This is a genomic window from Myroides sp. LJL115, from assembly GCF_054871665.1.
On the sequence record NZ_JBTXLS010000037.1, the window covers coordinates 1 to 13,084 of the forward strand.

Annotated in this window: 13 protein-coding genes; 6 read left to right on the top strand and 7 right to left on the bottom strand. The window is 32.0% G+C overall.

Annotated features, from left to right (window positions below; all coding sequences use genetic code 11):
- Positions 1–333: 333 nt before the first annotated feature.
- Genes ACYSNX_RS09600 through ACYSNX_RS09620 form a run of 5 tightly spaced genes read right to left on the bottom strand, consistent with a single transcriptional unit; the run spans position 334 to position 3,761 of the window.
- Entirely contained in the window at positions 334–1,179 is an 846-nt protein-coding gene (locus tag ACYSNX_RS09600; protein ID WP_461754461.1) for a DUF3078 domain-containing protein, read from the bottom strand.
- A 57-nt stretch (positions 1,180–1,236) separates the two neighbouring features.
- Positions 1,237–1,752: a DUF2480 family protein gene (locus tag ACYSNX_RS09605; protein ID WP_461754462.1), complete on the bottom strand. Its 516-nt coding sequence runs from the start codon at positions 1,750–1,752 to the stop codon at positions 1,237–1,239.
- A gap of 2 nt (positions 1,753–1,754) precedes the next feature.
- On the bottom strand, positions 1,755–2,075 hold the full coding sequence (locus ACYSNX_RS09610; protein ID WP_461754463.1) for an iron-sulfur cluster assembly protein: 321 nt from the start codon (positions 2,073–2,075) through the stop codon (positions 1,755–1,757).
- An 18-nt stretch (positions 2,076–2,093) separates the two neighbouring features.
- Entirely contained in the window at positions 2,094–2,513 is a 420-nt protein-coding gene (locus ACYSNX_RS09615) for a SufE family protein (RefSeq protein ID WP_461754464.1), read from the bottom strand.
- A gap of 33 nt (positions 2,514–2,546) precedes the next feature.
- Positions 2,547–3,761, bottom strand: a complete 1,215-nt coding sequence (locus ACYSNX_RS09620) for an aminotransferase class V-fold PLP-dependent enzyme (RefSeq protein WP_461754465.1) — start codon at positions 3,759–3,761, stop codon at positions 2,547–2,549.
- Positions 3,762–4,013: 252 nt separating this feature from the next.
- Between ACYSNX_RS09620 and ACYSNX_RS09625 the strand changes: the two genes are divergently transcribed.
- The 6 genes from ACYSNX_RS09625 to ACYSNX_RS09650 all read left to right on the top strand — a co-directional run bounded on the left by ACYSNX_RS09625 (position 4,014) and on the right by ACYSNX_RS09650 (position 10,720).
- Entirely contained in the window at positions 4,014–4,790 is a 777-nt protein-coding gene (locus tag ACYSNX_RS09625) for a heme/hemin ABC transporter substrate-binding protein (protein ID WP_461754466.1), read from the top strand.
- 12 nt (positions 4,791–4,802) lie between these two features.
- Entirely contained in the window at positions 4,803–5,834 is a 1,032-nt protein-coding gene (locus ACYSNX_RS09630; protein ID WP_461754467.1) for a FecCD family ABC transporter permease, read from the top strand.
- Positions 5,835–5,837: 3 nt separating this feature from the next.
- Positions 5,838–6,614: a heme ABC transporter ATP-binding protein gene (locus ACYSNX_RS09635; RefSeq protein ID WP_461754468.1), complete on the top strand. Its 777-nt coding sequence runs from the start codon at positions 5,838–5,840 to the stop codon at positions 6,612–6,614.
- A 9-nt stretch (positions 6,615–6,623) separates the two neighbouring features.
- Positions 6,624–7,664: a hemin-degrading factor gene (locus ACYSNX_RS09640; RefSeq protein WP_461754469.1), complete on the top strand. Its 1,041-nt coding sequence runs from the start codon at positions 6,624–6,626 to the stop codon at positions 7,662–7,664.
- Positions 7,665–8,016: 352 nt separating this feature from the next.
- Complete coding sequence (locus tag ACYSNX_RS09645; RefSeq protein ID WP_461754470.1) at positions 8,017–8,994, top strand: ribonucleotide-diphosphate reductase subunit beta; 978 nt, start codon at positions 8,017–8,019, stop codon at positions 8,992–8,994.
- A 34-nt stretch (positions 8,995–9,028) separates the two neighbouring features.
- Positions 9,029–10,720: a ribonucleoside-diphosphate reductase subunit alpha gene (locus ACYSNX_RS09650; RefSeq protein ID WP_461754471.1), complete on the top strand. Its 1,692-nt coding sequence runs from the start codon at positions 9,029–9,031 to the stop codon at positions 10,718–10,720.
- Positions 10,721–10,921: 201 nt separating this feature from the next.
- Here ACYSNX_RS09650 and sufD read toward each other — a convergent pair whose 3' ends face one another.
- The gene (gene sufD, locus ACYSNX_RS09655; RefSeq protein WP_461754472.1) at positions 10,922–12,241 is read right to left on the bottom strand and encodes a Fe-S cluster assembly protein SufD; all 1,320 of its coding nucleotides are present in this window, start codon (positions 12,239–12,241) and stop codon (positions 10,922–10,924) included.
- A 47-nt stretch (positions 12,242–12,288) separates the two neighbouring features.
- Positions 12,289–13,035 carry a Fe-S cluster assembly ATPase SufC gene (gene sufC / locus ACYSNX_RS09660; protein WP_461754473.1) on the bottom strand — a complete coding sequence of 249 codons (747 nt, stop codon included), beginning with the start codon at positions 13,033–13,035 and terminating at the stop codon, positions 12,289–12,291.
- Positions 13,036–13,084: the final 49 nt, after the last annotated feature.

Here is a 13,084-nt window from a genome sequence, read left to right on the forward strand (position 1 = left end):
ACATGGTTATAACCGTGCGGATTCTTATGGACTTTCTTGTATGGAAATGCAAGGAGCTATCACGATTTTTACTGTAAATATTAAAAGAATACTCAAAATAGTGGATAATGAGTAGCGAATGGAGCTATTTTGCATAAAAGATAGTATAAGGCCTTTTTTTAGGCTATTTAAGCCACCCAATATTACAGCTAGAAAACAAATAACGCTTACAAAGAGACTTTAAAAAGTCCTTTATAAGCGTTATTTTTTGTCTTTAAAAAAGCTATTTCCTAAAAAGAGGCTACTTTATCAGTGCCCTCTAAATTAGAACCCTTTTTTTATTAAATATTTTTCTTAGAACTTGTAATTCACTCCAATTCCTAACATTTCTCTAACTTGAAATCCACTAAATGCTAAGTCATCATATATTGTTTGAAAAGTAAAATTAGTAGACAAGTACTTATTAATTGTCATTACAATATTTAACTGATAATCCATTACTACATTCTGTGGCTTGTCTAAATAGTTAGAGTATAGATTCAAGATATTCTCCATAGAAACATTTTCCATTAAGTCTAACTTATAATATCCTCCAATAGACAGTCCTAATTGATAAGCCATTGATTTACCTTGCTTAACTCCAAAAGACTCATGAAGTTCTGTAAAATGCTTATCTACAAAGATAAATCTTGAAGTAGCTGGTGCAATATTCACTTTTAAATTTTCTGACTTTTTCCAAAGTAAACCAGGTCCAATTTGCAAATAAGCAGGTGAGAAAAAGTGAGAATTCTTAACTCCTTCTTTATCAAAACCAGAATCCATTTGCGTCTTAAAATTCGCAAATGCAGAATAATACCAATTTCCCTCCATCTCTTTGCCTAAAAGAGAGTTGATTTCTAATCTATCATCTGTTTTCTTATGCTCTTCTCCTTTAAGCTTTGTTAATCCATAATTAACAAAAAGCTTATTATCCCATGTCCAATCCTCTTTTGCATAATTTAGGTCATAATTTACATTAATATTACCTGATACAGAGTTATCTCCTCCTGCTTGCCAATTAGAGAAACTAGATTGATTCATTAAAAGTCCAATATGCCCTGAACTTTTCCATGGCTTTGCAATTTCTGATTCAACCTCTTCCTGTGCTTGTACAGTAGTAAAGGCTAAAAAGCTAAATAATCCAAAAATAATTTTTCTCATAGTGTTAATTTTTTTAGCAAAAATAACAACTAAACCCTTCAAATCAAAAATTAAGAATTACTTATTAACTTTTTTTTTAAAAATAGGAACTGCAGAACAGGCCTCTCCGAACATAACAGAGCGCGCATATTTACACATTTTATTTGTGGCTAAAACATAAGCCTCTTCTGGAATAGGCAATTTAGAACAACCTTTGATTATAACAGGCAGATCTTGATAAACACTAAAATCTAATTCATCAATAATATCCTGATACACCTTAGCATCTATTTGATCTTTAGTTCCTAAAAACACCTTAGCTGCTACTTCTTCTAAATGGCTAGTAATTAACATATAGGTCCATTGTGGTAAAATAGCATCTGTAGAGCAATATAGGCCTACAAATGCGTCTTTATAAACGGACCAATCCATTTCTTTCAAAACGGCTCTGAATTCTTTTTCTCTTAGAACAAAACCTTCATAAAGCCACTGAGAAATGTCAATATCTAAACGTTGATTCTTCGGATAGTAATCCTCTAAATCAAAAACTTTTAGAATACTATTGGCAACCTTATTTACGATTTCTGTTTCCATAATTATAACATCCCTAATTCTAACTTAGCTTCTTCACTCATAAGATCTTTTGTCCAAGCTGGTTCGAAAGTTAACTCTACTTCTACTTCTTTTACTTGATCAATTGATTTTACTTTTTCCTCTACCTCTACAGGTAATGACTCTGCCACAGGACAGTTTGGAGAAGTTAAAGTCATTAATATTTTAACGTCGTAATTTTCATTTACGAAAACATCATAGATTAATCCTAATTCATAAATATCAACAGGAATCTCTGGATCAAATATGGTTTTTAATACAGATACTATATTCTCTCCTAATTGCTGAACATCTAATTCTTGCATAACTTTTCTCTTTATTTATTACTGCTTTGCTTGATAAGCTAAAGCATACATTCTTATTTGCTTAATCATTGAAACTAAACCATTCGCACGCGTTGGTGATAAGTGTTCTTTTAATCCAATTTCATCAATAAAATCAAGATTCGCATCTAATATATCTTGGGAAGATTGTCCTGAAAATACACGAATTAAAATTGCAATGATCCCTTTGGTCAAAATTGCATCACTATTTGCGGTAAAAAATATTTTACCATCTTTTTGCTCTGCATGCATCCATACTTGACTTTGACACCCCTTGATCAAGTTCTCATCTACTTGGTATTGGGGATCAATCAAAGGCAAATTTTTACCTAAGTCTATAATGTATTCATAGCGTTGCATCCAATCCTCAAACATAGAGAATTCATCAATAATCTCTTCTTGTGTTTCTTTGATTGTCATAATATTTTTAATTTAATATAATTCTTATTTCGATTAAGATAACATCATCTGTGCTTTCTTAACTGCCTCTACTAAAAGATCTATTTCATGTTTAGTATTATAAAAACTAAAAGAGGCCCTAATAGTACCAGGAACTTTAAAAAAGTCCATAATTGGCTGAGTACAATGATGTCCTGTACGTACAGCTATACCTAATTTATCTACAATTACCCCAACATCATAAGGGTGAATCCCCTCTAAGTTAAAAGAAATCACAGATGCTTTTTGTTTTGCTGTTCCATAAATTTTCAGTCCTGGAATCTCTAAAAGTTTTTCTGTTCCATAATCCAGAAGTTCCTGCTCATAAGCATGAATATTATCAAATCCTATTTCATTCATATAGTCTAAAGCATATCCAAGAGCAATACCTCCACAAATATTAGGGGTACCAGCTTCAAATTTATGAGGCAAACAAGCATAAGTTGTATGCTCAAAGGTTACCGTTTTAATCATCTCCCCTCCCCCTTGGTATGGCGGAAGCAAATTTAACCATTTTTCTTTACCATATAGGACTCCTGTTCCTGTTGGTCCACATACTTTATGGCCAGAGAAAACATAAAAATCACAATCTAATTCTTGTACATCTGGCTTTAAATGTGGTGTTGCTTGTGCACCATCAATCAAAATAGCAGCACCATGTGAATGCGCTTTTTCAATGATTTGTTTTATAGGGTTAACAGTACCTAAAGCATTGGAAATATGAGTTACAGCAACAATCTTAGTATTACTGTTTATTAAAGTATCTAAATCATCTAATACTAATTCTCCTTCTTGGTTCATTGGTATAACTTTAAGAGTAGCACCAGAACGTTGAGCAGCAAACTGCCAAGGAACTATGTTAGAATGGTGTTCTAAATAAGAAATCAAAATTTCATCGCCAGGTTTTAGCATACTACCAAATCCATTTGCTACTAAATTAATACCAAAAGTAGTACCAGAGGTAAAAATAACTTCATGTAAATGTTCTGCATTAACATGATTTTTCACCTTCTCTCTAGCAAGCTCATAGGCGTCTGTTGCAAGTTGACTTAAAGTATGAACTCCTCTATGAATATTTGCATTAATAGTCTGATAGTAATTTATAATTGCTTGTTCAACAACTAAAGGCTTTTGAGAAGTTGCTGCATTATCAAAATATACTAAAGGTTTTCCATTAACCATTTCTTTTAGAATTGGAAAATCTTCTCTTATAGCTTCTATATCTAACATATTACTCTTCATTTAATTAGAAAAACATCTCTGGAAATAATTACAAAGACAAATTTAATAGCAAAGATAAGGATAAGTAAACTTTAGACTACATAATTATAATTTAAAATTAATCTAAATATGTTTTGCATGATTTCAAAAAGATTCTACATTTGCATTAATTTAGATTTATATTAAATAAGAATAACGATGAGAAAACTTAGTTTACTTCTTTTTAGTACCCTATTATTTATAGGTTGCGAACAAAAAAACATGTCACAAGACCAACCACAAGAACGTATCGTTTCTTTGAATGGTGCTATAACAGAAATCCTTGCAGAATTAGATCAAACTGATAATATTGTTGGTGTTGATGTAACAAGTACTTATCCAGAAAAAATAAAAGATAAAGCACAGGATTTAGGCCATGCAACAAAGATTAGTGTAGAGAGTATTTTGGCTTTACAACCTACTACTCTTTATGCCACCAAAGCAGATTTAAATCAACAAGCCATTGAACAATTATCTAATGCTGGGGTTCATGTTGAAATTGTCGAGCAAAATTTCTCTTTAGATGGTACAAAACAAATGATCCAAGATGTAGCTAGATCTTTAAACAATACATCTTATAATGATATTTTAGCTAATATTGACACCCAAGCTAAAGGGATTACTCCACTATCACCACAGCCTAAAGTACTTTTTATTTACGCTCGTGGAGCTGGTACTCTAATGGTTGCAGGACAAAATACTCCTTTAGATACTATGATTACTTTAGCAGGTGGTCAAAACGCTGTACAAGGTTTCGATAATTATAAACCATTAACTCCTGAATCCCTATTGAATGCAAATCCTGATTACATTTTAATGTTTTCTACTGGTTTAAAAAGTATAGGAGGTGAACAAGGTATTTTACAAATAGAAGGTATTTCACAAACTAATGCTGGAAAGAATAATAAAATAATTGTAATGGATGGTCAATTTTTAAGTGGATTCGGACCAAGATTAGGTCAAGCTATTTTAGAATTAAACCAACAATTAGCACAATAGAAATTAGCTAGCATGCAAACTAAATTACCTTATTACATAATTATCTTAACCCTTACCTTACTAGTATTAACCGTACTATGTATGTTTTTAGGTGTATATCATTTTGAACATAGCATTTGGGATACTATATGGAGTATAGTTTCAAATCAGCAAAATATACCTGTAAGTGACAAATATGTTTTAGTAGATCTTAGATTGCCAAGAGTTCTTACTGCTCTTTTAATTGGTTCAGCATTATCTATATGTGGTACAAGTTTACAAGGTTTATTTAAAAACCCTCTAGCCTCTCCAGATTTAATAGGTGTAACGGCTGGTGCAGTCTTGTTCGCAGCAGTTACAATTGTGTTAGGTTCTTATTTTAAAGACTTTCTACCTGAAATAATACGCTATTCAATCTTAAGTATAATGAGCTTTCTTGGTGCTATTATAACTATGAGTATTGTCTATAAAATATCTACTGATAAAGGTAAAACCAATATTTCCATACTCCTACTAAGTGGTGTAGCTATCGGAGCAATTAGTGGTTCTATTACTGGTTTACTTACTTATATTTCCACAGATGAAGAGCTAAGAAATCTAACTTTTTGGACCTTAGGAAGTCTCGCAGGAGCTACTTGGTCTAAAGTAACTATGTTAACTATAGTAATAGTACCATGCGTTGGGATATTGATTACTAAGGGAAAAGCCCTAAATGCTATGATGCTTGGAGAAAAAGATGCTATTCATCTAGGAATAAAAGTAGAAAAAGTAAAAAAACAAATCATTATTCTTAGCGCCTTAATGGTAGGAACATGTGTCGCTTTTACAGGGACTATAGGTTTTGTGGGGCTTATCATTCCATATATTTTACGTTTATTATTTTCGTCTAACTATTATATTATACTACCACTATCAGCGATTAGTGGCGCAATTTTAGTACTTGTTGCAGATACGATAAGTCGTACTTTATTACCTCCATCTGAAATTCCAATTGGTATATTAACCTCAATGATTGGAGCTCCTGTCTTTATTGCTATTCTAATTCGTTTTAAAAAGTCTCTATAAAGTATGATTCAAGCACATAAAATAAACTTTAAAACAAAGAAATCCTTTTTAATTAAGGACATTGATTTTCAATGTTCCCCAGGAGAATTTATTGCTGTAATAGGCCCAAATGGAGCTGGTAAATCCACCTTTATGAATTTGCTGTCTAATGAGATAGAACAACAAGGAAATAAAATCCTTTTCAAATCTTGTCCTTACAAGAAGTGGTGTAGCGAGGAGTTATCTAAGCATAAGACCAAATTTTCTCAGTCTTTTACCCAGGATATTCCCTTAAGTGTGCAACAAGTAGTTTTAATGGGTAGGTATCCTTATTTTGATAGTAATCCAACCCTGGAAGATCTACATGTAGTACAACAAACCATGGAATGTCTGGATATTTGTAAATTTAAGGACAGACAATACAATCACCTCTCAGGAGGCGAGAAACAACGAGTTCATTTAGCAAGAGTATTGGCTCAGCTAAATAACTCCATTGATAATAAATTACTGTTCTTGGATGAACCGTTAAATAATTTAGATGTTTTGCATCAACATCGCATCTTAGAATTAATCAAAGAATTTACCGCATTAGGTAACACTGCAATTGTTATTATCCATGATTTAAATATTGCTGGACAATTTGCAGATAAAATATTACTTTTAGATCAAGGAAAAAAAATTCGCTTCGATCAACCAAACAAGGTACTTAATGAGGAATTACTAACCAAAGTATACCAATTCCCTTGTAAAGTAATTTCACACCCAGTTAATAACAACCCGCTAATATTATTTGGCGCATAAAATTTTCATATGAACACAGAAACTCTAGAATTAAAGAAACGTTGGGAAGCTCTTAAAGCCGAAAATCCACATCTACGTATTAGAAATGCAGCTCAACAATTAGGTGTAAGTGAATTAGACTTAATTGCAACACAAGTTGGAGAAAACGTAATTGTTTTAAATCCTGAATTCCAAGCTATTTTATCCCAAGTACAAAAACTTGGAAAAGTAATGGCATTAACCAGAAATGATGATTGTGTACATGAGAGAAAAGGAATTTATGAAAACCCTGACTTCTCTTCCCCTCATGCAGGACTTTTCGTAAATCCAGATATAGATCTTAGAATTTTCCTTGGCCAATGGGCTTATGGCTTTGCTGTAATCGAAGGAGAAGCAGATAAACAAAGAAAATCATTACAGTTTTTCGGAAAACAAGGTCAAGCATTACATAAAATATACTTAACAGAACAAAGTAACTCACAAGAGTTTGATAGCTTAGTTAATACTTTTAAGGCAAAAGAGCAATACCAAGTATTCCCACTTACGGCTGCTGCTGCACCTCGAGGAGAGTTCCCAGATGCACAAATCGATCAAGAAGCTTTTGCTCAAGCATGGAAAGACTTAAAAGATACACACGACTTTTATATGTTACTTGCTAAGTTTAAAGTAACAAGAACTCAAGCTTTACGTTTAGCTCCTGATAGCTACTATGCAAAGCAAATAAACAAAGATTCTATAGTTACAATGCTTGAAAAAGCAGTTGATACAAAAACACCTATTATGGTTTTTGTTGGTAATAAAGGAATCATCCAAATCCATACTGGACAAATTTTTAAAACAATGTGGCACCAACAATGGTTTAACATCATGGATCCAGATTTTAATATGCATCTTGCAATGGATAAAATCGACCAAGTATGGGTAGTAAGAAAACCAACTGTAGATGGAATAGTTACTTCTATCGAAGTATTTGACAAAGAAGGAGAGATAATTGTACAATTCTTTGGTCAAAGAAAGCCAGGTATCCCAGAGTTAGAACAATGGAAAGATATCGTTGATACACTAGTATAAAAATAAAAAAGCGGGTTATACCCGCTTTTTTTATTTTTATCTTACAAGAGTATATAATTAGTAAAAAACATACCTTTCAAAAAACCATAACCTCCATTCACATTGGCGCAAGCGAATTTTTGGAATTAGCAAAAATAGTTATTAACATTTATTTGATAACTATCCGGATTTATTTGAAAAAAAATTTGATATTGATAATAGCTAATTGTAGCTTAGCTAAAATAAGCTTTAGGATACTGGTGTAAATCAAACACATGTTAATCAAGTATTTATAGTTAAACCATGAGTCAACATCCTACTTAAACAAGTTTAAGCTTAAAGAAAAAACAGAATTTAAAACATAATAATTGCTATGTCTATTTTTGATAAGAGAGTTAACTATAAACCGTTTGAATATCCAGGTGTTTATCAATTCACTGAGGCTATAAACAAATCTTTTTGGGTTCATAGTGAAGTAGATTTCACAGCGGACACTCAAGATTTTCATTCCCATCTAACTTCCCAAGAACAAAAGGCAATAAAGCATAGTTTACTAGCAATCGCTCAAATTGAAGTTGCGGTAAAGACTTTTTGGGGAAACTTATATTTACATTTTCCTAAGCCAGAATTCAATGGATTAGGAAGTACATTTGCTGAATGTGAGTTTAGACACTCAGAAGCTTACTCAAGACTTTTAGATGTCTTAGGCTATAATGATGAGTTTGAAGAACTATTAACAATACCTGTTATAAAACAACGTGTAGATTATTTATCGAGTGTTTTAGAAAATTCTTCAAATAACACAGATAAAAAGAAATTCGTAGTTTCTCTTATTCTGTTTTCCTTATTAATTGAAAACGTTTCTTTATTTAGTCAATTCGCTATCATTCTTTCTTTTACTAGATTTAAAGGATTAATGAAAAACGTAAGCAATATTATTGCTTGGACTTCTGTAGATGAACAAGTACATGCCAATGCAGGTATATACATCATTAATATTATACGTGAAGAGTTCCCAGATTTCTTTGATCAAGAGCTTATCGATCATGTAAATGATGTAATCAAAAAATCTATTGAAATCGAAAGTGAAATTTTAGATTGGATCTTTGAAACTGGAGAAATTGAAACGGTTAATAAAAAAGATCTATTGAACTTTATGAAGTTTAGAGTAGATGAAAGCATGCTAAAGATTGGTTTAGATAAAGTCTTTCATATCACTCAAGAACAATATAAACCAATGGCATGGTTTGAAGAAGAAGTATTTGCTAATAGCTTAGACGATTTCTTCGCAAAAAGGCCAGTTGATTATACAAAACACGATAAATCAATCTCTGCAGACGATTTATTTTAATCCACAATTCTTTAACCTTTTGAACGATACTAATATGAATACTTTACCTCTTATAGATCAAGAAAACACTAATTCTCAATTTGAAAAACTATGGTGGAAAAACTCCGAAAGTGAGCAAATTCTAAACCGTGGTTATTTATTAAAGGGAGAAACGGTAGAAGGTGCAATTGATCGAATTTGTACTGCAGCTGCTAAGCGACTATATAAGCCAGAATTAAAAGAATCTTTCCAAGAAATGATTGAACGTGGTTGGATGAGTTTAAGTTCTCCAATCTGGGCAAATATGGGTACAGAAAGAGGTTTACCTATTTCATGCTTTAATGTACATATTCCAGATAGTATTGAAGGAATTACGCATAAATTGGGTGAAGTAATTATGCAAACTAAAATTGGTGGTGGTACATCAGGTTATTTTGGTAATTTAAGAGAGAGAGGTAGTGCAGTAACAGATAACGGAAAAAGTAGTGGAGCTGTTAGCTTTATGAAGTTATTTGATACAGCAATGGATACTATTTCACAAGGTGGTGTTAGAAGAGGAGCTTTTGCAGCTTACTTAGATATTGATCATCCAGATTGTGAGGAGTTCTTACAAATAAAAAATATTGGTAATCCAATCCAAAACTTGTTCTATGGAGTTTGTATTCCTGACTATTGGATGCAAGAAATGATAGATGGAGACCAAGAAAAAAGAAGCTTATGGGCAAAAGTTCTAGAAAGCAGACAACAAAAAGGAATGCCATATTTATTTTTCTCGGATAATGTAAATGGACATAAACCTCAAGTATATAAAGACTTGAACATGCGTGTGAACGCTAGTAACTTATGTTCTGAAATTATGTTACCATCCTCTGAAGATGAATCTTTCATTTGTTGTTTATCTTCTATGAACCTTGAGTTATATGATGAGTGGAAAGATACAGAAGCTGTTAAACTTGCTATTTATTTCTTAGATGCTGTTTTACAAGAATTTATTGAAAAAACGGAAGGTAACTACTACTTAGCTTCAGCTAATCGCTTTGCTAAAAGGCATAGAGCACTAGGATTAGGTGTGTTAGGATGGCATTCTTACTTACAAAAGAACATGATTCCTTTTGAAGGTTTAGAAGCAAAAATGCTAACAAATAAGATCTTTGCAGATATTAGCGCTAAAGCAGATAAAGCATCCCAAGACTTAGCTAGAATTTACGGAGAACCTGAATTATTGAAAGGTTATGGTAGAAGAAATACCACTACAATGGCTATTGCACCTACTACATCCTCTTCCGCTATTTTAGGACAAACTTCCCCTGGTATTGAGCCTTTCAGTAGTAACTATTACAAAGCTGGTTTAGCTAAAGGTAACTTTATGAGAAAGAATAAATATCTAACGGCTTTATTAGAGCAAAAAGGTATTGACAATGAGGAAACATGGAGAAACATTATGTTATCTGGAGGAAGTGTTCAGCAATTAGCAGAACTAACGGAAGAAGAAAAAGCAGTTTTCAAAACATTTAAAGAAATCAGCCAGTTGGAATTAATTCAACAAGCTGCAATCCGACAAAAATACGTTGATCAATCTCAAAGTTTAAACCTTAATATTCCATCGGCTTTACCTATTAAAGACGTTAATAAGTTAATGATCGAGGCATGGAAACTTGGAGTTAAAACACTATACTACCAACGTAGTCAAAGTGTTTCTAAAGAAATGGTTACCAACTTAGTGAATTGTTCAGCTTGTGAAGCATAAAATAAAAAAGACAAAAGGTTATTTCTAAAAGAGATAACCTTTTGTCTTTTAAAAGCCTTTTAAGCAAGCTTTAAGCCTTGTTTAAAACAACAAGCCCCAAAGGGATGGCGAATTAAAATAAAGTCATTAAAAGCTAGATATATTGAATAAAAAAAGGAACCATGATTATGGTTCCTTTTTTTATATATATTGGTTTGCTTCCTATAGATCTAAATCCATTGAAACACCTAATTTCTTTCCGATAATAGCAGAAACTTTAGTTTTAAGTTCTGGTATACGAATAGACTCTAAAACCTCTTCTGTAAATGCATACATAAGTAAAGCTTTAGCTTCTTTTTTACCAATACCACGTTGGCGCATATAGAATAAAGCATCCATATCTAATTGTCCAATAGTACAACCGTGAGAACATTTCACATCATCTGCAAAAATCTCCAACTGTGGTTTAGCGTAAATAGTAGCCTTATCTGTAAGTAAGATGTTATTATTCTTCTGAAAACCATCCGTTTTCTGAGCAATCTTATCTACAAAAATCTTACCGTTGAAAACACCAACAGAGCTATCATCATATATCCCTTTATAATTTTGGTGACTCTCACAATTTGGTTGATTATGAGAAACTAAAGTATAATGGTCAACATGTTGTTTTCCTCCAATCAAAGTAATTCCTTTTAACGTACTATCAATATGTTCTCCATTTTGGTAATAGTTTAAGTTATTACGAGTTACTTTACCTCCAAAACTAAATGTATGTACACTTACTCTTGTATCGTCTTTTTGATCAATAAATGTATTGTCAATTAATGATCCTGTTAAAGCATCATCTTGAAGTTTATAGTAATCTACATTTGCTCTTTTTTCAGCAAAAATCTCAGTTACTGCGTTAGTTACAACGTTAGACTGACCGATATTTTGATGACGCTCATAGATTTGAACGAAAGCATTTTCTTTTACAATTACTAAGTTTCTAGGCTGTAAAAACAAAGCACTATCTTCCGATGTAGAAATATAAATGATTTGAATAGGCTTAGATACTTCTTTGCTCTTACCTACAGTAATAAATACTCCTTCATTAGCAAAAGCAGTATTTAAAGCAGTTAAACTATCTTGCTTATCTGTAGTTGTGTTATAGTATGTTTCAATTTCTTGCTTAAACTTATCTTGACTTAAAGCCTCAGACATCAAACAAATCTCTACACCTTCTTGCTCTGAAACTTCAGATAATTCTTTACAATAAACACCATTAATAAAAACTAGCTTATGGCTATCTGTATCTTGTAATACATATGGCTTAACTAATTCCAAATCGATAGATACTTCTTGTTTAGAAAGGTTAAATTCGTTATTCAATGTCGCGTTTAAGGAAGTAAACTTCCAAGCTTCCACTTTCTTTGTTGGAAAGCCTTTATCACTAAATGTTTTTAATGCTTGAGAACGAATATCTTTTAAAGCAGCATGTTCAGCGCTTAATGACTTTTCAAAAGCATCAAAAGAAGTTATTAATTTATCTTTAAATTCCATGTTTTTTCAATTAGATTAATATGATTAAAAATTTTAGATCTCAACTACTATAAAGAGTCTTTAATCCAATCATATCCTTTTTCTTCTAATTCTAACGCTAATTCTTTACCACCTGTTTTAACGATTTTTCCATCATATAAAACGTGTACAAAATCAGGTACAATATAGTCTAATAGACGTTGGTAGTGCGTAATTAAAATCACAGCATTATCTTCGCTTTTTAGCTTATTTACACCGTTTGCAACAATTCTTAATGCATCAATATCTAATCCTGAATCTGTTTCATCCAAAATAGCGATTTTTGGATCTAACATAGCCATTTGGAAAATTTCGTTTCTCTTTTTCTCACCACCTGAGAATCCCTCATTTAATGAACGAGATAAAAATTTTCTATCGATTTCTAATAATTCTGCTTTTTCTTTAATTTTCTTAAGCATTTCATTAGCAGGCATTTCCTCTAATCCTTGTGCTTTTCTTGTTTCATTAATTGCTGTTCTAATAAAGTTAGTAACAGAAACACCTGGAATCTCCACAGGGTATTGGAACGATAAGAAGATTCCTTTGTGAGCTCTTTCCTCTGGATCTAACTCTACTAACTCTTCGTTATCTAAAATGATTTCTCCTTGAGTAACTTCAAAAGCCTCATTTCCCGCAATAACAGCAGATAATGTACTCTTTCCAGCACCGTTAGGTCCCATAATAGCGTGAACTTCACCTGGTTTAACTTCTAAGTTAATTCCTTTTAATATTTCTTTATCGTCAACACTTGCGTGTAAATTTTTTATCTGTAACATAAGATTTTATATTTTTATTTGTGAGAATGTAGTTTGAAATTAATTAAAA

Bases quoted from the DNA above. Each gene is read 5' to 3' on its own strand.
- ACYSNX_RS09600 (WP_461754461.1), bottom strand. From the start codon at position 1,179: ATGAGAAAAATTATTTTTGGATTATTTAGCTTTTTAGCCTTTACTACT.
- ACYSNX_RS09605 (WP_461754462.1), bottom strand. From the start codon at position 1,752: ATGGAAACAGAAATCGTAAATAAGGTTGCCAATAGTATTCTAAAAGTT.
- ACYSNX_RS09610 (WP_461754463.1), bottom strand. From the start codon at position 2,075: ATGCAAGAATTAGATGTTCAGCAATTAGGAGAGAATATAGTATCTGTA.
- ACYSNX_RS09615 (WP_461754464.1), bottom strand. From the start codon at position 2,513: ATGACAATCAAAGAAACACAAGAAGAGATTATTGATGAATTCTCTATG.
- ACYSNX_RS09620 (WP_461754465.1), bottom strand. From the start codon at position 3,761: ATGTTAGATATAGAAGCTATAAGAGAAGATTTTCCAATTCTAAAAGAA.
- ACYSNX_RS09625 (WP_461754466.1), top strand. From the start codon at position 4,014: ATGTCACAAGACCAACCACAAGAACGTATCGTTTCTTTGAATGGTGCT.
- ACYSNX_RS09630 (WP_461754467.1), top strand. From the start codon at position 4,803: ATGCAAACTAAATTACCTTATTACATAATTATCTTAACCCTTACCTTA.
- ACYSNX_RS09635 (WP_461754468.1), top strand. From the start codon at position 5,838: ATGATTCAAGCACATAAAATAAACTTTAAAACAAAGAAATCCTTTTTA.
- ACYSNX_RS09640 (WP_461754469.1), top strand. From the start codon at position 6,624: ATGAACACAGAAACTCTAGAATTAAAGAAACGTTGGGAAGCTCTTAAA.
- ACYSNX_RS09645 (WP_461754470.1), top strand. From the start codon at position 8,017: ATGTCTATTTTTGATAAGAGAGTTAACTATAAACCGTTTGAATATCCA.
- ACYSNX_RS09650 (WP_461754471.1), top strand. From the start codon at position 9,029: ATGAATACTTTACCTCTTATAGATCAAGAAAACACTAATTCTCAATTT.
- sufD (WP_461754472.1), bottom strand. From the start codon at position 12,241: ATGGAATTTAAAGATAAATTAATAACTTCTTTTGATGCTTTTGAAAAG.
- sufC (WP_461754473.1), bottom strand. From the start codon at position 13,035: ATGTTACAGATAAAAAATTTACACGCAAGTGTTGACGATAAAGAAATA.